We start from the raw sequence: 18,051 nt of genomic DNA on the forward strand, positions 1-18,051 counted from the left end.
AGGTGATTTGAACGGCAAGACCGGCCTGACGCACTGTCATGTTTTTTCAATTCTCTCAATGTCTTGTGGATAAGTCACGCGGTATGCGCTTTGGGGCTGTTTTGCCCTGTGGGTAAGCACGATTGCTGGGGATAAGGGTAAAGTTTCTCTTTACAGTCGCATCCTTTCGTCACACCATATCTGGTATGGGGTGCGAGGTTTCCCGCCGCCCCTAGAGCGGGCACCAAGTCTTGGTGGCGGTGTTGGGGAACATCGCAAAGCCAAAGACGATAACAAAAGCGAGGCTGCACATGTCGCTGAACGAACAGTCCTTTACCGACGATCTTCATCCCATCGATCTTGTCGAAACTCTTGCGGTCACCCGCGATTGGGAATTTGACCGCGTGACTGACGACCAGATCGCTATGGCCGTCGTTGGCCAATGGCGGACGTATTCCATCACTTTGGCGTGGTCCGATTACGACGAGACCCTGCGTTTGATCTGTACGTTTGAGATGGAGCCCCCCGAAGCGCGCCTGCCGCAAATTTATGAGCTTTTGAACCATGCCAATGACGAATGCTGGGCGGGCAACTTTACATTCTGGCAGGATCAAAATTTGATGGCCTACCGCTATGGATTGCTGCTGGATGGTGGTCAGGTCGCGGGGCCAAAACAGGTTGACCGTATGATCAACGCCGCCGTTGCCGCCGCCGAGCGGTTCTATCCCGCCTTTCAGCTTGTTGCATGGGCTGAGCGCACACCTAAAAGTGCGATGGATGTGGCCATTCGCGAGGCCTACGGGCGCGCTTAAAACAATTTGACGGATGCTGGCGGCTTCGCTTGCACAGCCGCGTAGACAAGATAGACTGCCCCCTGATCCCCTTCAGGGGGCTTTTTATTGACTTGAATTGGAGTGCTTCATGGACGATCTGAAAACACGCGGCTTGGTTCTTTTGGGATGCGGCAAGATGGGGTCTGCGATGCTCAAGGGTTGGCTCAAAGGCGGTTTGCCTGCCACATCTGTGACCGTATTAGACCCGTATCCATCCGATTGGCTGAAAGAAACAGGCGTGCACTTGAATGTCGATCTTCCTGCAAACCCCGCTATCGTTTTGGTGGCTGTCAAACCGCAAATGATGGGGGACGCCTTGCCAAGCCTGCAAGCGCTGGGCAATAGCGATACAGTATTTTTGTCTGTCGCCGCAGGTATTACCATCAAAACATACGAAGACATGCTGGGGGCGAAAACGCCTGTTATTCGCGCCATGCCCAACACGCCTGCCGCCGTTGGTCGCGGGATTACGGGGATCGTTGGCAATGCTGTGACGACGCCTGCGCAAATCGATTTGGCCGATCAATTACTTCAAGCAGTGGGCCAAGTGGTGCGTTTGGACGACGAGACGCAAATCCGCGCTTTGACAGCTGTGTCCGGTTGCGGTCCTGCTTATGTTTTCCACTTGATCGAGGCCATGGCCGCTGCGGGCGAGGCGGCAGGTTTGCCGGCTGAAATGGCGTTGCAATTGGCGAAAGCCACCGTGGGCGGTGCCGGCGTCTTGGCTGAAGACGCAGACGAGAGTCCCACACAATTGCGCATCAACGTGACCTCGCCCAATGGCGTCACAGCAGAAGCTCTGCGCGTGTTGATGAACGAAGACGACGGTTTCCCGCCGCTATTGGATCGCGCGATCAAAGCAGCCGTCAAACGCGACGCGGAGTTGGCGGAATGAGCGATGAAATCACCTTTGATGATTTTATGAAAGTCGATGTGCGTGTGGGCGTGGTCATCCTTGCGGAACCCTATCCTGAGGCGCGCAAACCGGCGATCAAGCTGTGGATCGATTTCGGCGGTGACATTGGTGAAAAGAAAACTTCAGCGCAAATCACAGCGCATTATACGCCTGAGGCGCTGATCGGCACGCAAGTCATGGCCGTGGTCAATTTTCCGCCCCGCCAAATCGGTAAATTCATGTCCGAGGTGTTGGTTTTGGGCTTGCCCGATGCCGACGGCGAGATCGTGTTGGCGCGTCCCGAGTTTGATGTGCCAATCGGGGGGCGACTGCATTGAAACTGCTTGTCACACAAACTCTGCCCGAAGCTGTAGAAACTGCGCTTAAGGATGCCTTTGACACAACCTTTCGCGCGGGTCTGCCGATGACATCTGTTGAGGCGGCTAAGGCTTTGCAAAGCTATGACGCGATCCTGCCCGCCTTGGGCGATCAGTTCACGGCAGAGGCGTTCAAAGGCGATCTGCGCTGTAAGATGCTGGCCAATTTTGGCGTAGGCTACAATCATATAGATGTGGAGGCCGCAAAGGCCGCTGGCGTGGCGGTCAGTAATACTCCCGGTGCCGTGACAGATGCCACCGCCGATATCGCCATGACGTTGATGTTGATGACAGCGCGGCGGGCAAGCGAGGGCGAAGCCATGCTGCGCGCGGGCAAATGGACCGGATGGGCGCCGACGCAATTGTTGGGCATGCATATCACCGGCAAGACCTTGGGCGTGATCGGCATGGGGCGTATCGGCAAGGCCATCGCCAAACGTTGTCACTTTGGTTTTGACATGAATGTGGTCTGTTTTAACCGTTCAGAAGTGCAAAAGTTCGAAGTGCCCTGTCATCAGCTTGATAGCATCGAGGAGGTGATGGAAACTGCTGATGTGGTGATTTTGGCGCTGCCAGCCACGCCGCAAACGCGACATATCATCGGAGCAAAACAACTGGCGGGGATGCAATCCCATGCCATTCTCGTCAACATTGCGCGCGGTGATATCGTGGATGAGGCGGCTTTGATCGCGGTCTTGCAAAGGGGGCAAATTGCCGGTGCGGGTCTTGATGTTTACGAGCGCGAACCACAGGTGCCGCAGGCTTTGATGGATCTGCCCAATTGCAGCCTGTTGCCGCATTTGGGGACTGCGGCATTGGAAGTGCGCGCCTCGATGGGGTTTATGGCGTTTGAGAATCTATCCGCATTTGCGCAAGGCAAACCGCTGCCAAATGCGATTTAATCGAGCGATATAATCGATTATCGGCTATGACGTTCAAATTATAAGCATTTCTTTTGTCATCGCATAATTATGGCGGTCAGGCGCGTTAATCGGGCGTCTGGTCGCCCGTCTTTTCGCGCCAATGACGTCGACACAAAGACACGTAACGCTCATTGCCCCCAATCTCGACCTGCGCACCAGAGGTCAGCACTGTGCCATCGTCGGTGGTGCGGATAACCATGGTGGCTTTTTTGCCGCAATGGCAAATCGTACGCACTTCGCGCATCTCGTCCGCCAGCGCCAACAGTGCCGCAGATCCAGGAAATAAGTTGCCCTGAAAATCAACCCGCAACCCGTAAGCCATCACAGGCACGCCAAGATCATCAACGGCGCGAGCCAGTTGCCAAACTTGGTCTTTGGTTAAGAACTGCGCCTCGTCGATGAAAATGCATGAGACGGCTGATTTTTCCAAGCGGGCTTGGACTTTAGCGTAAAGGTCTTCGCCTGCCCCGAAGGTGTCCGCGTCTTCCCCGATGCCGATCCTTGAGGCGATACGCCCTTCGCCCGCGCGGTTGTCGAATTGCGCGGTGATCAAGTAGGTGTCCATACCGTGTTCGCGGTAATTGTGCGAGGCCTGCAACAGCAATGTGGATTTGCCTGCATTCATCGTCGAGTATTGAAAATAGAGTTTTGCCATAGGTCACCCTTTGCCGAATGGTCGTGACTTGATCAAGGGTTAGGGGCTGTTTTCGTTAAAAAAAGGCGACACGATGGGTGGAAACTCTGCAACTGGTACTACGAACAAGATCTCGCGTCGTCCTTGCGGACAATTGGGATGAGGGACGCAAAATCGACGCACTTGTTAAACACCTGTGGCGGGAACCACACAAAATTTCCACCCGAACGTATCTGCTTGGCCAAACAACGGCCAAAACTCATCAACACTTGCAACAGCAGGTAGACTATATTTTGCCATGTGCTAGTTAATTTAATAATGGGAAACGACGATGAGAATTCCCCCTAAGTCGGGGATGATCGATGGTTTGAATTGGGGTTTGATGATGAACGCTGCTGGCAATTATCTAAAGAAGCACGCAGAAGCGTTGGTTAAAGACGTGGGTCTTGAAGCCGCTTGTGCCTTGACTGGAAAATCGAAGGCAACACTTGGACGATATTATTCAACGTCTGAAGAACACGCAGATCGGTTTATGCCCGTGGACGCTGTGGCCCAGTTGGAGGCCGCGTCAAGCTATCCGCATGTGACATCTGCTTTGGCCGAATTGCGCGGCATTACGATTTCATATGACAAGTCCAAAAAGAACACGCCTGAAAAAGAGGGCGGCGTGAACAACGATGTGATTGCCTTGTCGCAACGCTTTGCGATGTTGATGGGCGAGTACACGATTTCTATGGAAGACGGTGTCATCACGATCAACGAGGCCAAACGCTTGTTGCGTGAAACGTTGGAACTGCAACAGGTTTTGATGTCGATGAAAATGCATTTGGAAGACGAAGCGAGCTGATCGCGCCTCTCTTCAGCTTTTGATTCAAAAACGGCGTCTCGTGTGAGGCGCCGTTTTTTTGTCTGAAAGAAAAACGCCCCAACCCTGAGACAGGGCGGGGCGTCGTACTTTATGCTGTTGTCTTGCGACGACGATTGCCACCGCCAGATGGTTTGCCTGCAGAAGCCCCACCGGAACGTCCGCCGCCGGATTTGAACCCACCGCCGTTTGAGCCGCCACGGCGTTGACCGCCGCCGCCAGAGCCACCGCGACGATTGCCGCCACCGCCGCCACGTTTCGGGCCAGGCATTGCTTTGTCGTCAGACCAAGAGGCCGGTGTCGCAACAGGAATGGAGATTTTCATCACCTTCTCGATGGCGCGGAATTCGCCAAGCTCGGCTGGTGAACAAAACGCCACCGCTTTGCCATCACGACCCGCACGCGCTGTACGACCGATGCGGTGCACATAGTTTTCAGGGACGTTTGGCAGCTCGTAGTTATAGACGTAGCGCACCAATGGAATATCGATCCCGCGGGCTGCAACATCTGTCGCCACCAACACATCCAATTTGCCGTCACGGGCCATCTTGAGGGTGCGTTCGCGTTGACCTTGGGATTTGTTGCCGTGGATGGAGCCAGATTTAAACCCTGCGGCTTCCAACTGTTTCGACATCCGTTCCGCGCCATGTTTGGTGCGTGCAAAGACAAGCGCCAATTCGCCCTTGTGTTGTGACAAGTGCTTTTTCAACAGGTCAGGTTTGTCGGACTGGCCAACATAGTGCACCTCTTGTTCGATCTTGTCAGCCGCACGACCGGCAGGGGACACTTCGATGCGCACAGGTGAGGTCAAATAGCTTTGCGCCATTTCGTTCATGTGCTTGTTCATCGTGGCCGAAAACAGCATCGTTTGACGCTCTTTCGCCAACATCGGCACCAATTTGCGCAGCGCATGGATAAAGCCCATGTCGAGCATCTGATCGGCTTCGTCCAAAACCAAGAACGATGTTTCGTCCAAACGAATAGCGCGGCGATCGATCAGATCCATCAAACGACCCGGTGTGGCGACCAGTACGTCTGTGCCGCGCTCAAGGCGTTTCACTTGTGCATTGATCGATACACCACCAACAACGCGGTTGATTTTCAGATGGGTGTCTTTCATGAACGGGAACAGGCTGTCTGCGATCTGGTTCACCAACTCGCGGGTCGGGGCCAAGATCAAAGCGCGCGTTGTTTTCGCGTTCGGCTTTGTGCCAGCGCCGAGCAACTGATCCATCAAGGGCAAACCAAAAGCCAGCGTTTTGCCTGTACCCGTTTGGGCCAGACCCATCACGTCGCGGCCGTTCATCACTTCTGGGATGGCACGCGCTTGGATTGGAGTAGGCTCTTTAAGGCCCATGTCGTTGAGAATAGTCAAAAGGCGCGGCTTAAGGCCGAGCATTGTAAAATCAGTCATGTATCTCTTTCTGTGAGAAGAACCCACACGCAAAAAGAACGCCCCAAATGGAGCGTTTTATCAGGTCGCAGGAAAGGTCTCCGTCAATGCGCATCGCGCGCACCGCGTTATCCTGCCGGACCCCTTGCGTGACTGTGGGAACCATGGGCAGCGTACTGCCCGATATCGACACCTGCAGCGCGGAGCTTAGCTCTCACACGGCTGCTCACGCGGCAGCATAGGATGTCGATAGGGGGCGTATGGACCTCGATAGTGCGTGAGTCAAGGTTTTTCACTGTCGTTCAACAAGCAGGTTTATCCGGCGTTTCTATAGTAGAGAGGAGGTTTGGTCAGTAAGGGCATTGTGGCTCGTGTTCGGGTCGTTCTCAAGTTTCGAAAGGGTTGCAACTGACAAAATTCTATCGTCATCAATACCCAGCACTCTAATGGCGTTCTGAATGCCGGATAAATCATTTGATTGGTAATAGCTAAAACTCCATGCAGCATCTGGGTAAGCCTCGGCGACCATTTTGAAATATGGAAGGTCCACAGTGCCGAGCGAATGTCCACGCACCGAAACTTGTTTGATGCTTGGAACGCCACCAAGCCAGCTTCGGAGCTTGTGCGTGATTTCGTCTACTGGTTTGCGTGTTTGCCTAAGATATTCATAGAAGGGATGACCATGGATCTCAGGCCAATCATCTTTGTGCTGTGCTTTAGGTGGGGTGATATCATGACCGAGGATCAACTGATCTTTCGTATTTCTGCTACCATGAATATACAAAATTTTCTCACGACTGACGCCATAATAAGTCTCTAAGGTTTCTGTGTAATTGAAGTTCACAAAAGCTGACGCAGTGTTGAACTTGAAATTCCTGTGTTTGCCGGTTGAAAGATCGATTTCGGAGACCCAGCTTCGAAAAACATCTAAGATGGAAGAGATGCTGTTAATAAAATGATTGACCAATGTCTCCTCCATGCCGAGCTCTTCCATATATTCTGAAATATCTTCGTGTGAACTCTGCTCGAACCTCTCATCATCTAAGGCACCTAAACTGCTCTCAAAATCACACCAACAGTCATAGATGAAATCATTAGTATCATCTGTGGTATTAGTACTCATGAATTCGTGTAACGCTCGAAACTGTTCTGACAAAAGCTCATAAATGCCGGGCGAGTCCGCTTTTGCAAACTCTGAAAAAGCCCCATAAGATGTTTTTAGGCCGTGGTGCAAATCCAAGCCGTTACCTATTATTACAAGTTCAGTCATTCAAAAGTACCGCGCTTCCTACAAATAATTAATGTAAACGAGTCTGATGGGAAAAGTGAAAGCAAAAAATGTATTTAGCAAACACCCAAACAAAAATGGGCACCCCGAAGGATGCCCATAGTCAAATCGTGTTGTGTGTCGGCTTAAGACAAAGCCTGCTCTTGCAAGCTTTCCACTTCGATCTCGCCTTCGCCCCGTGACTTCATTGCCATTGCAGCAGCGTGCGCGCCGGCGGCTGTGGTGAAGTAGGGGATTTTGTCGTACAGGGCGACTTTGCGGATTTCGCGACTGTCTTCAACGGCTTGGCTGCCCTCGGTGGTGTTCAAAACCAGCGCGATATCGTCGTTTTTCAGCATATCGACGATGTTTGGACGACCCTCGTAAACCTTGTTGACGATCGTGCTTTTGACGTTGTTTTCAGTCAGAAACGCTGCCGTGCCGCGGGTGGCGACGATTTCGAACCCAAGATCCACAAGCGTGGTGGCTGCTTCAACCGTGGCATCGGTTTTGTCCATGTCTTTGATCGACAAGAACACTTTGCCAGTCTCTGGCAGAACCGTGCCAGCGCCAAGCTGCGCTTTGAGGAATGCACGGGCAAAGGTCTTGTCCGATCCCATGACCTCACCCGTCGAGCGCATTTCTGGGCCCAAGATGGTATCAACGCCAGGGAAGCGCGCAAACGGCAGAACCGCTTCCTTCACCGCGAAACGACCTGTTTTAGAGCTGTCGATCAGATCAAAAGTGTTGAGTTTTTCACCGGCCATAACGCGCGCAGCGATAGAAGCAATCGGCGAATTCACCGCTTTGGCAACAAATGGCACGGTGCGCGAGGCACGCGGATTGACCTCGATCAGGTAGATGACATCGTCTTTCACCGCGAACTGGATGTTCATCAACCCGACCACGTTTAGCGCCAAAGCCAACGCGCGGGTTTGCTTGTGCAACTCGGCGATGATTTCCTCGGTCAAGGAATAAGGCGGCAAGGAACAGGCGGAGTCACCGGAGTGAACGCCCGCTTCCTCGATATGCTGCATGATGCCCGCGACATGCACGTCCGTGCCGTCACATAGCGCATCCACATCGATTTCAACTGCACCAGACAGATAACTGTCAAGCAAAACAGGGCTGTCGCCAGAAACCACAACCGCAGACGAGATGTAGCGTTTGAGCTGTTCCATATCGCGCACGATTTCCATCGCACGACCACCCAAAACATAGGACGGACGGATCACGAGAGGGAAGCCGATTTCGGCCGCAATTTCAATTGCTTCCGCATCTGTCGATGCGATGCCGTTGTTCGGCTGCTTCAACTCAAGACGGTTCACGAGGTCTTGGAAACGCTCGCGGTCTTCGGCCAAATCGATGGCGTCAGGCGAGGTGCCCAAGATCGGAATGCCTTCGGCTTCCAACGCATTGGCGAGTTTCAGTGGTGTCTGCCCGCCGAACTGTACGATCACGCCATGCAATGTGCCGTTTTCTTGCTCAACCCGCAGGATTTCCATCACGTGTTCAAAGGTCAGCGGCTCAAAGTACAAGCGATCCGAGGTGTCGTAATCGGTGGACACGGTTTCGGGGTTGCAGTTGATCATGATCGTCTCGTAGCCTTGATCGGTCAGCGAGAAACAGGCGTGACAACAGCAGTAATCGAATTCGATGCCTTGGCCGATACGGTTTGGACCGCCACCCAAGATCACAACTTTTTTGCGATCCGAGGGCCGTGCTTCACATTCCACGTCGCCCATCATCGGGGCCTCATAAGTGGAATACATATAAGGTGTCTGCGCTTCAAATTCAGCCGCACATGTATCGATGCGTTTGAACACAGCGTTGACGCCCAAGTTGCGGCGTGCGCGGCGGATGTTGGCCTCATCACGTCCTGTGAGCGTCGCCAAACGTGCGTCGGTAAACCCGAGCATTTTCACGCGGCGCAGGCCTTCCTCAGAAACGGGCAGGCCCTCTTTGCGGATCACAGTTTCTGCGTCAACGATTTCGCGGATGCGCTCAAGGAACCAAGGGTCGTAAGAGTTCGCGGCGTGAATTTCGTCGTTGCTCAACCCGAAGCGGATGGCTTGGGCGATGACGCGCAAACGATCTGGTGTCGCTTTGGATAGTGCTTTGATGACCGCAGATTTTTCTGGCGCGCCTTCGATTTCGATCTCGTCAAAGCCGGATAGCCCTGTTTCCATCGAGGCCAGCGCTTTTTGCATGGACTCGTGGAACGTACGTCCAATCGCCATAACTTCGCCCACAGATTTCATTGCGGTGGACAGGTTTGGCTCTGACCCTGCAAATTTTTCAAAGGCAAAGCGTGGGATTTTTGTGACGACATAGTCGATTGTTGGCTCGAAGGACGCCGGCGTCACTTTGGTGATGTCGTTGTCCAGCTCGTCCAAGGTGTAGCCAACTGCGAGCTTAGCTGCAATTTTCGCAATCGGAAAACCTGTCGCTTTTGACGCCAGCGCGGATGAGCGTGACACCCGTGGGTTCATCTCGATCACAACCATACGGCCGTCGGCTGGGTTCACAGACCACTGCACGTTTGAGCCGCCCGTTTCCACGCCGATTTCGCGCAAAACATTGATCGAATGGGTGCGCATCAATTGGTATTCTTTGTCGGTCAACGTCAGCGCAGGGGCCACAGTGACAGAGTCGCCTGTGTGCACACCCATCGGGTCGACGTTTTCAATGGAACAGACGATGATGGCGTTGTCCGCTGTATCGCGGACCACTTCCATCTCGTATTCTTTCCAACCTAGCAAGCTTTCGTCCACAAGGATTTGCGCCATTGGGGACGCTTCCAAACCGGAACGGCAGAAATGTTCGTAATCGTCGCGGTTGTACGCCACGCCGCCGCCTGTACCGCCCAAAGTGAAAGCAGGGCGAATGATCGCTGGCAGGCCGATTTCTTCGAGCACCGCAAAAGCGTCTTTCATGCCCGCCGCAATATCGTATTTGCCATCTTCGCCTTTGGGGGCTGCAATGATTTCAGCTTTCGGGTTTTCGATGCCCAAGCGATCCATCGCTTCGCGGAACAACTTGCGATCTTCTGCCATTTCGATCGCGGCGCGCTTGGCGCCAATCAGTTCCACGTTGAATTTTTCCAAGATGCCCAGATCATCCAGCTCAAGCGCGGTGTTCAAACCTGTTTGGCCACCCATGGTGGGCAGCAATGCGTCGGGGCGCTCTTTCTCGATGATCTTGGCGACGACCTCGGCTGTGATTGGCTCGATATATGTCGCGTCAGCAAGACCGGGGTCGGTCATGATGGTCGCAGGGTTGGAGTTCACCAAAATAACGCGGTAGCCCTCTTCGCGCAGCGCCTTACAAGCTTGTGCGCCAGAATAGTCAAATTCACAGGCTTGGCCGATTACAATCGGTCCCGCGCCAATGATCATGATGGATGAGATATCGGTTCTTTTAGGCATGGCAGACCCCAGTGTTTTTTGCAGGCGCAATCCCTCCGCGAAAAGGCGGGGATAGCAAATTGTCGTGAGTTATAGGGAAGCGCCGCCCATACGCAAGGGGCAGGGGCGGGCTTTTGGCACAAACTGTGCGGATTCTTTTCAGACCTATAGCGCCTGTTATGGGAATGTTCCAAAGCGAGGCATCTGTGGTGTGTCCTCTGTGACCGCTTGGTCAAAAAGAAGGCCAAAAACGCGCCGCCTGTGGATGTGAAATCGTCTTCCTGATTCCCGACATATATAGAGACAGTCGATGGATTTATCCGGTTCAAAGCGCGCAAGGCAGCCAAAAGCCCCGAAACACCACGCGATCCGCCCCGCAAGGCTTGACTTTCCGGCCCTATAACGGTGTATCAGCGCGACGACTAATATTAGTCCAAGACCTGAGGATTCCGAATTATGCACGCCTATCGTAGCCATACCTGCGCTGAACTGACCAAGGCCAATGTGGGCGACACCGTTCGTCTGTCTGGCTGGGTCCACCGTATCCGTGATCATGGCGGCATTTTGTTCGTCGATCTGCGTGATCATTACGGCATCACGCAGGTGCTTTGCGATCCTGATAGCCCTGTGTTCAAGGACATGGAAAAGGTGCGCGCCGAATGGTGTATCCGCATTGATGGCACTGTCATGGCGCGTGATGAAAGCCTTGTGAACACCAAACTGCCAACCGGCGAAATCGAAGTATTTGTTCGTGATTTGGAAATCTTGGGCGCCTCTGACGAGCTGCCTTTGATGGTCTTTGGCGATCAAGAGTACCCCGAAGAAACGCGTCTGAAATACCGCTACCTTGATTTGCGTCGCGAAAAATTGCACGACAACATGATCATGCGCTCGAAGGTGGTGAAAGACCTGCGCGAACGGATGTGGGCGCAGGATTTCAACGAATTCCAAACGCCGATCATCACGGCATCGTCGCCTGAGGGCGCGCGTGACTTTTTGGTGCCATCACGTTTGCACCCTGGTAAATTCTACGCGCTGCCGCAGGCTCCACAGCAGTTCAAGCAGCTGATCATGGTCTCTGGCTTTGACAAATATTTCCAAATCGCGCCCTGTTTCCGCGATGAAGATCCGCGTGCGGATCGCTCGCCCACCGACTTTTACCAGTTGGATGTGGAAATGAGCTACGTTACGCAGCAAGACATTTTCGACACTGTCGAACCCGTGATCGGCGGCATGTTCGAAAAATTCGGCAAAGGCCGCAAGGTCAACAAAGACTGGCCGCAGATTTCGTACAAAGACGCAGCGCTTTGGTACGGTTCCGACAAACCTGACCTGCGCAACCCGATCAAAATGCAAGTGGTCTCTGAGCACTTCAAAGGGTCAGGCTTTGCCATCTTCGCCAGCTTGCTGGAACAAGAGGGCACAGAAGTTCGCGCCATTCCAGCGCCAAAAGGCGGCTCACGCAAATTCTGTGATCGCATGAACAAATTCGCGCAACAAGAAGGCCTGCCTGGCATGGGCTACATCTTCTGGCGTGACCAAGGCGAAGGTCTTGAGGCCGCAGGTCCATTGGCCAAAAACATCGGTCCAGAGCGTACCGAAGCGATCCGCCAGCAACTTGGCCTTGGCCTTGGTGATGCGGCGTTCTTCTTGGGGGGCAAACCGAAAGCCTTTGAATCTGTTGCGGGCCGTGCGCGCAATGTGATCGGTGAAGAGCTTGGTTTGACAGATAAAGACAGCTTCCAATTCGCTTGGATCGTTGATTTCCCAATCTACGAAAAAGACGAAGAAACCGGCAAAATCGACTTTGAACACAACCCGTTCTCTATGCCACAAGGCGGCATGGAAGCGTTGATGGGCGATCCGCTCAAAGTATTGGGCTACCAATATGATTTGGCCTGTAACGGCTACGAATTGGTGTCCGGTGCGGTACGTAATCACTCGCCTGAAATCATGTACAAAGCCTTTGAAATCGCGGGCTATGGCAAAGATGAAGTTGAAAAACGCTTCGGCGGTATGGTCAATGCGTTTCAATATGGTGCACCGCCCCACGGTGGCTGCGCGATGGGCATCGACCGCGCTGTGATGTTGCTGGCTGACGAGGCCAACATCCGCGAGGTTATCATGTTCCCAATGAACCAACGCGCCGAAGACTTGATGATGGGCGCGCCCAACGAGCCGATGAACGAACAGTTGCGCGAATTGCACTTGCGCGCGCTGCCTGCCGAAGAGTAAGCGGCACTCGTATTCGAATTTAATCAGGCGCGGGGGTTACCTCGCGCCTTTTTTTATGGTGGGCAGTGAAAAACGTTCGTGTAGAAAGGGGGATTTCATGCAAGGCACGCAAATTATTCTTGATACTTTATTGCATTATGTCGGTCAGATTGAGGCGCTGTTAATCAAAATCGAAGAGCATCCTGATTGCGACGCGCTACTCAGGACCCGTGCTGCGCCAGATGTTTTTCCGACAAATCAACAGTTGGCCATCGCATTGAATTTTGCGGCCCGTGCGGTGGCTCCCGTGACTGGGCGCGCGCTGCCGGTGTTTCCAGACAGGCCCACAGGTGCCGCCTTGCACATTTTGGCACGCGATGTGCGTGAAATGCTGGCAGAACTTACACCTGCAGATTTTACCGTGTCTGAGGTGTCGCACGTGGCTGGATTTGCAAAAGTTACCCAAGACAGTACAGATTTCATAATGCGCTATGCTCTGCCCAATATGATCTTCCATTTCACGATGGCTTACGCGTCTGTTCGGGCTGCTGGGATGACGGTCGGCAAATCAGATTTTGACGGGTTGCACAGTTACCCAACGGGATTTTCTTTTGAACAGGCTTTGGATATCTGAATATTACACGACGCGGGCTTGATCTATGCGATCATGTACCAAGCCCGCAATCCGCGCGATATCAGAGCCAAAGGGCAGGCCTTGGTCTCGACGCTTTGACAGTGTTTGGGCCGCATCCACCAACTCTGTATCACCTGCTGTGCGCGCGATACCGGACAAAAACTGCGCGATGTAATCCAGCATGTCTTCGCCACGGTTGAGGGTCATCAGGTCTGAAATATGGACAAAATCGTCTTGCAGCGCGATGGGATCGGGGGTGATCTCTTCGTCAGTGACCCTGCGAATGCCCGTCAGAGCGGGGCGTGATCCTTTGGGCATGGCATTGAGAATGATATGTTGAAATTCAGCCAAATTGGCGATGGGTTTGGCGATGAAGCCGTCAGCACCGGCAGCCCGTGCAAGGCTTTCTGTGCCTGTATCGCCTGACATTCCCAATAGAACATCGACGCGTGCACTGGCGTGGGACAGCTCATCAATCAGGTCCGCGCCAGAACCATCAGGCAGGCCCAAATCAATGATCACCACATTGGGGCGAAACACTCGCAAATGTTTACGTGCATGAGCCAAATTATCAGCGCGTCTGATCCGTGCCCCAGAGCGCAAGCACAACAAGCGCAGCGCCTCAGAGGCAAAACGACTGTCTTCGACGATCAGCACCGTTGTTCCCAGCAAGGGACGCTCAGGCGTTGGCATTTGCGGCGGCAATAGGCTTTCTAGATTATCTGGCATGTCTAACAGCTCCACAGGGTTTGTGTCTGGTAGTTAAGTCTATAACTGGTGAATGGAGCGTTAACCTTGCGGTGTTTTGTGGCGGAAAATCGCAATTACGTGGACTGAGGCGTTAAAACTGCGTCGAAGCGCCGCTTGCGGGCAGGTATCGGCACAGGCCATAACCGAATCTAAGAGTTTGGGAGAGGATAAGACATGATCGGACGTTTGAACCACGTGGCCATTGCTGTGCCTGATTTAACAGCGGCGAGCGCGCAATATGCGAACACTTTGGGCGCAAAAGTCGGCCCGCCACAAGACGAGCCGGATCATGGCGTGACGGTGGTGTTTATTGAACTGCCCAATACAAAAATCGAATTGCTCTATCCTTTGGGTGACAATTCGCCGATCACGGGCTATCTGGAAAAGAACCCAGCGGGTGGCATTCACCACATGTGTTACGAGGTGGATGATATCTTGGCCGCGCGGGACAAATTGCTGGCAGAGGGCGCGCGTGTTTTGGGCGCGGGTGAGCCGAAGATCGGTGCCCATGGCAAGCCTGTGCTGTTCTTGCATCCCAAGGACTTTAACGGTTGTCTGATTGAACTAGAGCAGGTCTGACCTGCTCGAAGATTGAACAGGTCTGACCTGTTCGCATATAAGGAAGCGGCTTTATGTCTATTGTATCTGCAATCGTGCTGTATGCTGTGACGTGGTTCATGACCATGTTTATTGCTCTGCCCATAGGGTTGCGCACACAGGGCGACGATGGCGTGATTGTTGAGGGCACACATGCGGGCGCGCCCAGCAATTACAACCCGCGCCGCAAAGCATTGATCGTCACCTTGGTCGCTTTCGTGATTTGGGGTATCATTGTTGGCGTGATCTATTCTGGCGTGTTTTCATGGCATGATGTCGATTGGACGGCACATTTGCCCAAAGTTGGCGACAGCTAAGCTGAGCCTTGCGGAGGTGTGGTCAAACGTGCGCCCTCAAGCCGCATAAACATATGTGTGAACGTGGCAGCCCCTAAAACGGGGATCAGCAGGTTCACGATTGGGATCGATAAAGGTACGGCCATCAATGCGCCTGCGATCCAGATTTTTGGCGCATGACGGGCGCGGGCGGCTTTGGCGCCTTCGCGTCCCAAGCGGCGTATCGCAACCATTTGAAAATACTCACGCCCCAGCAAGAATCCGTTGAGCGCCCAAAAGATCAGGGGGGCTGCGATATTTAACAACAGATACAGTACCAATGCGATGATATTGGCCACGATCAATAGGCCCAAGAACCCAACCGTGTCGCGCATCATATCGCCAAAGCTTTGACGCGGCGCGGGCGGCAGGTGGGGGTAATGTTTGTCCTCGACGGCTTCTGCGACCTCTTCCAAAAAGAAACCGGTAAAGGCCGAGGCCACAGGCACCATCAAAAAGACCGATAGGCCGATCATCACAAAAAACGAGCCTACTGAGAGCACCAGACCAAGGCCGATATCGCCTAGAACGGGCAGGCTGATGGTGTCGGGCAAGAACAGGCCCAAGGCCCAAACAAAGGCGACGTAGATCGCGATCAAAAGCGCTAAGGTCAATCCGATGCCTTTGAGCAGCACCGATTGAAAACGACTGTCGCCCATTTGGCCGATGGCCTTGAAAAAATCGTCGAACATCAGTCGGTGACCCAAGTTGTGATTGCGTCCAGATCAGGGCGCGGGCGCTCTGGCGGTGCCATTTTTTCGGTGCCGATGTGGATGAACCCTGCGATGGTCTCGTGATCTGAAAGGTCCAATCCGAGTTTGCGAAACTCCGGATCATGCGAGGCCCAGCCTGACAACCAATTCGCACCCCAGCCTGCGGCCAAAGATGCGTTCAGCAACGCCAAACAGGCGGCCCCTGCGGAATACACCTGTTCGATGTGTGGGACTTTCGGCGAGTCTTTGGGCGATGAAATCACCGCCACGGCCAAATCGGCATCGGCGTATTGATTGATCGCTTTTTGCCGCTGGTCGTCATCCAAATCTCGCCCTGCGGCCATCTTTGCCACCAAAAGAGACAGGCGTGTGAGAGCCGGTTTCTCTAGTACGATAAAGCGCCAAGGTTCAAGTTTGCCGTGATCCGGCGTGCGCGCAGCCGCTTGCAACAAGGGCGTAAGGGCGTTGCGGGTCGGCACGGGGCTGACAAGGGTTTTGGCCGGGCGAGACCGGCGGGAGAGCAAAAAATCGAGGACAGCTGGATTTGGTGCAGGCATGTCTTGGGCTTTCTTTTGTGCGATGTTATGCGATATGTCGGTGTTTCGGGGCGGACAATCAACCACCTTTGTGAAAAAATGTAAAAGGCTGTTACATGAGCGGAGCGACATCCAAAGATAAAAACACAATAAAGACCAGCCTACGTACCGATTTGATTGGCGCTATAGACAATGATCTGTTGTCTGTGCGGGTGACGCCCAAAGCCTCACGCAATGCGGTGCAGGTCCAAGAAGGCCAAGTACGCGTCTACGTCACGTGCGTGCCCGAAGATGGCAAAGCCACCAAAGAGGTGATCAAGCTGTTGGCCAAGGCGTTGGGCGTGTCCAAATCCGACGTCAGCCTACTGCGCGGGGCGATTGCGCGTGACAAACAGTTCAAAATCTCAGGGCTTTGAACGTCTGAGCTTTGACCGCAAGGCCTTAAATCTTGGCAGGCCCCAAAATATAAGCGCCCTCTGGCAGGTCCAAAGCTGCTCCCAAGTCGCGCATCTGTGCCAGCGATAAGGTGATTTTCTGGGTGCGCCCCGTGCGAGGGTCATGCTGCTCGACGGTGATACATTCTTCAAAAGCCGAGACAATCACGTCTTCTTGTAGCGGCGCTTCGCCATCATCCACCATCGTTATGACGGTCGCGTCAAATTCGTGTTCTATTGTAAACATAGTCTCGATGCTAACGCTGGGGCGGCGATTTGCAAGGGCTTTACGGGCGTTTGAAACGGGTTTGCGATATGGCGTCGTTTCGTTGGGTCGCCTCACACAGTTGCCACTGGTGTGATCTGTAACATGCGGTTAAAATATGCGTGAAAACCTGCGTGCTTTTTTGTGCCCTTCGCATGCTCTTTAAGGATACCTCTCGTGTTTAATCCATTGCCCAAATCACGGTTGCGCCTGCTTGTTAGCCTTATGACCATCACCGTGCTGAGTGCCTGCATCGAGGTCGAGACGCCCAGCATCCCGCCCGCTGCAAACACGCCTGCGCCAAACGTGCAGCCTGTGACGCGCAGCACTCAGTCTGGGCCTGTCACGGTCGAAAGTTTTGCCACCATCGTGCGGCATGTGGAGCCGATTGCAGAATCTGAATGTCGTGAACGTACCCAAGGGGCCAATTGCGATTTTAAAGTTGTCGTTGACAGTAATGCCTCTGCGCCCGCCAACGCCTATCAATCGGTCGATGCCACAGGTCGTCCCGTGTTGACCTTTACCGTGGCGCTATTGGCCGATCTGCAAAACAGCGATGAATTGGCTTTTATTTTGGGCCATGAGGCCGCGCACCACATTCGTGGCCATCTAGACCGCACCCAAGAAAGCGCTGCAATTGGCGGACTTTTAGGGGGCGTTCTGGCCGCTGCAGTGGGAGCAGATGCTGCCACGTTCGAGACCGTGCAAAACCTTGGCGCAACTGTCGGTGCGCGCCGCTATTCCAAGTCGTATGAGCTAGAGGCCGACCAGTTGGGCACCATCATCGCCTATCGTGCGGGCTATAATCCAATCCGTGGGGCGGCGTTTTTCACCCGTATCGCCGATCCTGGGGATGAATTTCTGGGATCGCATCCCCCCAATGATCAACGCATAGAAACTGTGCGCCGGACCATGGCGACGTTGTAGTTCATTTGATCTTGATCAAGGACGTGCCGGTTCGGGGGTGGCAAAATTGTGGTGCGTTTTCGATGTTCACCGC

At 53.6% G+C, this 18,051-nt stretch carries 19 protein-coding genes; 11 read left to right on the plus strand and 8 right to left on the minus strand.

Going from position 1 to position 18,051, the window contains the following annotated elements:
• Positions 1-290 precede the first annotated feature (290 nt).
• The 4 genes from KO503_RS01715 to KO503_RS01730 all read left to right on the plus strand — a co-directional run bounded on the left by KO503_RS01715 (position 291) and on the right by KO503_RS01730 (position 2,986).
• Positions 291-791, plus strand: a complete 501-nt coding sequence (locus KO503_RS01715; RefSeq protein WP_215989867.1) for a YbjN domain-containing protein — start codon at positions 291-293, stop codon at positions 789-791.
• 109 nt (positions 792-900) lie between these two features.
• The gene (proC, locus tag KO503_RS01720; RefSeq protein ID WP_215989868.1) at positions 901-1,707 is read left to right on the plus strand and encodes a pyrroline-5-carboxylate reductase; all 807 of its coding nucleotides are present in this window, start codon (positions 901-903) and stop codon (positions 1,705-1,707) included.
• On the plus strand, positions 1,704-2,045 hold the full coding sequence (locus tag KO503_RS01725) for a tRNA-binding protein (RefSeq protein ID WP_215989869.1): 342 nt from the start codon (positions 1,704-1,706) through the stop codon (positions 2,043-2,045). Before proC ends, KO503_RS01725 begins: the two co-directional genes overlap by 4 nt.
• A complete protein-coding gene (locus tag KO503_RS01730) occupies positions 2,042-2,986 on the plus strand; it encodes a 2-hydroxyacid dehydrogenase (protein WP_215989870.1) in 945 nt (314 codons plus the stop codon). The genes KO503_RS01725 and KO503_RS01730 overlap by 4 nt, the downstream gene beginning before the upstream one ends.
• A gap of 85 nt (positions 2,987-3,071) precedes the next feature.
• Here the strand turns inward: KO503_RS01730 and KO503_RS01735 are convergent, their stop codons facing one another.
• Positions 3,072-3,662 (minus strand): thymidine kinase, encoded by a 591-nt coding sequence (locus tag KO503_RS01735; RefSeq protein ID WP_215989871.1) that lies wholly within the window; start codon positions 3,660-3,662, stop codon positions 3,072-3,074.
• A gap of 364 nt (positions 3,663-4,026) precedes the next feature.
• Here KO503_RS01735 and KO503_RS01740 point away from each other — a divergent pair, with 364 nt between their 5' ends.
• Positions 4,027-4,488: a hypothetical protein gene (locus tag KO503_RS01740; RefSeq protein WP_215989961.1), complete on the plus strand. Its 462-nt coding sequence runs from the start codon at positions 4,027-4,029 to the stop codon at positions 4,486-4,488.
• Positions 4,489-4,597: 109 nt separating this feature from the next.
• On the opposite strand, the gene KO503_RS01745 is transcribed toward KO503_RS01740, so the two are convergent.
• The 3 genes from KO503_RS01745 to carB all read right to left on the minus strand — a co-directional run bounded on the left by KO503_RS01745 (position 4,598) and on the right by carB (position 10,594).
• The gene (locus KO503_RS01745; RefSeq protein WP_215989872.1) at positions 4,598-5,920 is read right to left on the minus strand and encodes a DEAD/DEAH box helicase; all 1,323 of its coding nucleotides are present in this window, start codon (positions 5,918-5,920) and stop codon (positions 4,598-4,600) included.
• Between the two features lie 307 nt (positions 5,921-6,227).
• On the minus strand, positions 6,228-7,169 hold the full coding sequence (locus KO503_RS01750) for a bacteriophage abortive infection AbiH family protein (protein ID WP_215989873.1): 942 nt from the start codon (positions 7,167-7,169) through the stop codon (positions 6,228-6,230).
• A 143-nt stretch (positions 7,170-7,312) separates the two neighbouring features.
• A complete protein-coding gene (carB, locus tag KO503_RS01755) occupies positions 7,313-10,594 on the minus strand; it encodes a carbamoyl-phosphate synthase large subunit (protein WP_215989874.1) in 3,282 nt (1,093 codons plus the stop codon).
• Between the two features lie 435 nt (positions 10,595-11,029).
• Between carB and aspS the strand changes: the two genes are divergently transcribed.
• Together aspS and KO503_RS01765 are read left to right on the plus strand one after the other, a co-directional pair.
• Complete coding sequence (gene aspS, locus KO503_RS01760; RefSeq protein ID WP_215989875.1) at positions 11,030-12,808, plus strand: aspartate--tRNA ligase; 1,779 nt, start codon at positions 11,030-11,032, stop codon at positions 12,806-12,808.
• A 97-nt stretch (positions 12,809-12,905) separates the two neighbouring features.
• Positions 12,906-13,421 carry a DUF1993 family protein gene (locus KO503_RS01765; RefSeq protein ID WP_215989876.1) on the plus strand — a complete coding sequence of 172 codons (516 nt, stop codon included), beginning with the start codon at positions 12,906-12,908 and terminating at the stop codon, positions 13,419-13,421.
• A gap of 3 nt (positions 13,422-13,424) precedes the next feature.
• Here the strand turns inward: KO503_RS01765 and KO503_RS01770 are convergent, their stop codons facing one another.
• Complete coding sequence (locus tag KO503_RS01770; protein ID WP_215989877.1) at positions 13,425-14,150, minus strand: response regulator; 726 nt, start codon at positions 14,148-14,150, stop codon at positions 13,425-13,427.
• Positions 14,151-14,345: 195 nt separating this feature from the next.
• On the opposite strand from KO503_RS01770, the gene mce reads away from it, so the two are divergent.
• Both mce and KO503_RS01780 read left to right on the plus strand, forming a co-directional pair.
• Positions 14,346-14,750, plus strand: a complete 405-nt coding sequence (gene mce / locus KO503_RS01775) for a methylmalonyl-CoA epimerase (RefSeq protein WP_215989878.1) — start codon at positions 14,346-14,348, stop codon at positions 14,748-14,750.
• Between the two features lie 53 nt (positions 14,751-14,803).
• Positions 14,804-15,085: a DUF1467 family protein gene (locus tag KO503_RS01780; protein WP_215989879.1), complete on the plus strand. Its 282-nt coding sequence runs from the start codon at positions 14,804-14,806 to the stop codon at positions 15,083-15,085.
• Here the strand turns inward: KO503_RS01780 and KO503_RS01785 are convergent.
• Both KO503_RS01785 and KO503_RS01790 read right to left on the minus strand, forming a co-directional pair.
• A complete protein-coding gene (locus KO503_RS01785; RefSeq protein ID WP_215989880.1) occupies positions 15,082-15,795 on the minus strand; it encodes an EI24 domain-containing protein in 714 nt (237 codons plus the stop codon). The genes KO503_RS01780 and KO503_RS01785 overlap by 4 nt on opposite strands.
• Positions 15,795-16,373: a nitroreductase family protein gene (locus KO503_RS01790; RefSeq protein ID WP_215989881.1), complete on the minus strand. Its 579-nt coding sequence runs from the start codon at positions 16,371-16,373 to the stop codon at positions 15,795-15,797. Before KO503_RS01790 ends, KO503_RS01785 begins: the two co-directional genes overlap by 1 nt.
• A gap of 95 nt (positions 16,374-16,468) precedes the next feature.
• Here KO503_RS01790 and KO503_RS01795 point away from each other — a divergent pair, with 95 nt between their 5' ends.
• Positions 16,469-16,768: a DUF167 domain-containing protein gene (locus KO503_RS01795; protein WP_215989882.1), complete on the plus strand. Its 300-nt coding sequence runs from the start codon at positions 16,469-16,471 to the stop codon at positions 16,766-16,768.
• Between the two features lie 25 nt (positions 16,769-16,793).
• Here KO503_RS01795 and KO503_RS01800 read toward each other — a convergent pair whose 3' ends face one another.
• Positions 16,794-17,033, minus strand: coding sequence for a hypothetical protein (locus tag KO503_RS01800; protein ID WP_215989883.1), 240 nt, complete (start codon positions 17,031-17,033; stop codon positions 16,794-16,796).
• A 195-nt stretch (positions 17,034-17,228) separates the two neighbouring features.
• On the opposite strand from KO503_RS01800, the gene KO503_RS01805 reads away from it, so the two are divergent.
• Positions 17,229-17,978 (plus strand): M48 family metalloprotease, encoded by a 750-nt coding sequence (locus tag KO503_RS01805; protein ID WP_303505828.1) that lies wholly within the window; start codon positions 17,229-17,231, stop codon positions 17,976-17,978.
• Positions 17,979-18,051 lie beyond the last annotated feature (73 nt).

It is taken from the genome of Pacificibacter marinus, assembly GCF_018860505.1.
Classification (GTDB): Bacteria; Pseudomonadota; Alphaproteobacteria; order Rhodobacterales; family Rhodobacteraceae; genus Celeribacter; species Celeribacter marinus_B.

Coding starts and splice junctions, on each gene's coding strand:
- KO503_RS01715 (WP_215989867.1), top strand. CDS start 291: ATGTCGCTGAACGAACAGTCCTTTACCGACGATCTTCATCCCATCGAT.
- proC (WP_215989868.1), top strand. CDS start 901: ATGGACGATCTGAAAACACGCGGCTTGGTTCTTTTGGGATGCGGCAAG.
- KO503_RS01725 (WP_215989869.1), top strand. CDS start 1,704: ATGAGCGATGAAATCACCTTTGATGATTTTATGAAAGTCGATGTGCGT.
- KO503_RS01735 (WP_215989871.1), bottom strand. CDS start 3,662: ATGGCAAAACTCTATTTTCAATACTCGACGATGAATGCAGGCAAATCC.
- KO503_RS01740 (WP_215989961.1), top strand. CDS start 4,027: ATGAACGCTGCTGGCAATTATCTAAAGAAGCACGCAGAAGCGTTGGTT.
- KO503_RS01745 (WP_215989872.1), bottom strand. CDS start 5,920: ATGACTGATTTTACAATGCTCGGCCTTAAGCCGCGCCTTTTGACTATT.
- KO503_RS01750 (WP_215989873.1), bottom strand. CDS start 7,169: ATGACTGAACTTGTAATAATAGGTAACGGCTTGGATTTGCACCACGGC.
- carB (WP_215989874.1), bottom strand. CDS start 10,594: ATGCCTAAAAGAACCGATATCTCATCCATCATGATCATTGGCGCGGGA.
- aspS (WP_215989875.1), top strand. CDS start 11,030: ATGCACGCCTATCGTAGCCATACCTGCGCTGAACTGACCAAGGCCAAT.
- KO503_RS01765 (WP_215989876.1), top strand. CDS start 12,906: ATGCAAGGCACGCAAATTATTCTTGATACTTTATTGCATTATGTCGGT.
- KO503_RS01770 (WP_215989877.1), bottom strand. CDS start 14,150: ATGCCAGATAATCTAGAAAGCCTATTGCCGCCGCAAATGCCAACGCCT.
- mce (WP_215989878.1), top strand. CDS start 14,346: ATGATCGGACGTTTGAACCACGTGGCCATTGCTGTGCCTGATTTAACA.
- KO503_RS01780 (WP_215989879.1), top strand. CDS start 14,804: ATGTCTATTGTATCTGCAATCGTGCTGTATGCTGTGACGTGGTTCATG.
- KO503_RS01785 (WP_215989880.1), bottom strand. CDS start 15,795: ATGTTCGACGATTTTTTCAAGGCCATCGGCCAAATGGGCGACAGTCGT.
- KO503_RS01790 (WP_215989881.1), bottom strand. CDS start 16,373: ATGCCTGCACCAAATCCAGCTGTCCTCGATTTTTTGCTCTCCCGCCGG.
- KO503_RS01795 (WP_215989882.1), top strand. CDS start 16,469: ATGAGCGGAGCGACATCCAAAGATAAAAACACAATAAAGACCAGCCTA.
- KO503_RS01800 (WP_215989883.1), bottom strand. CDS start 17,033: ATGTTTACAATAGAACACGAATTTGACGCGACCGTCATAACGATGGTG.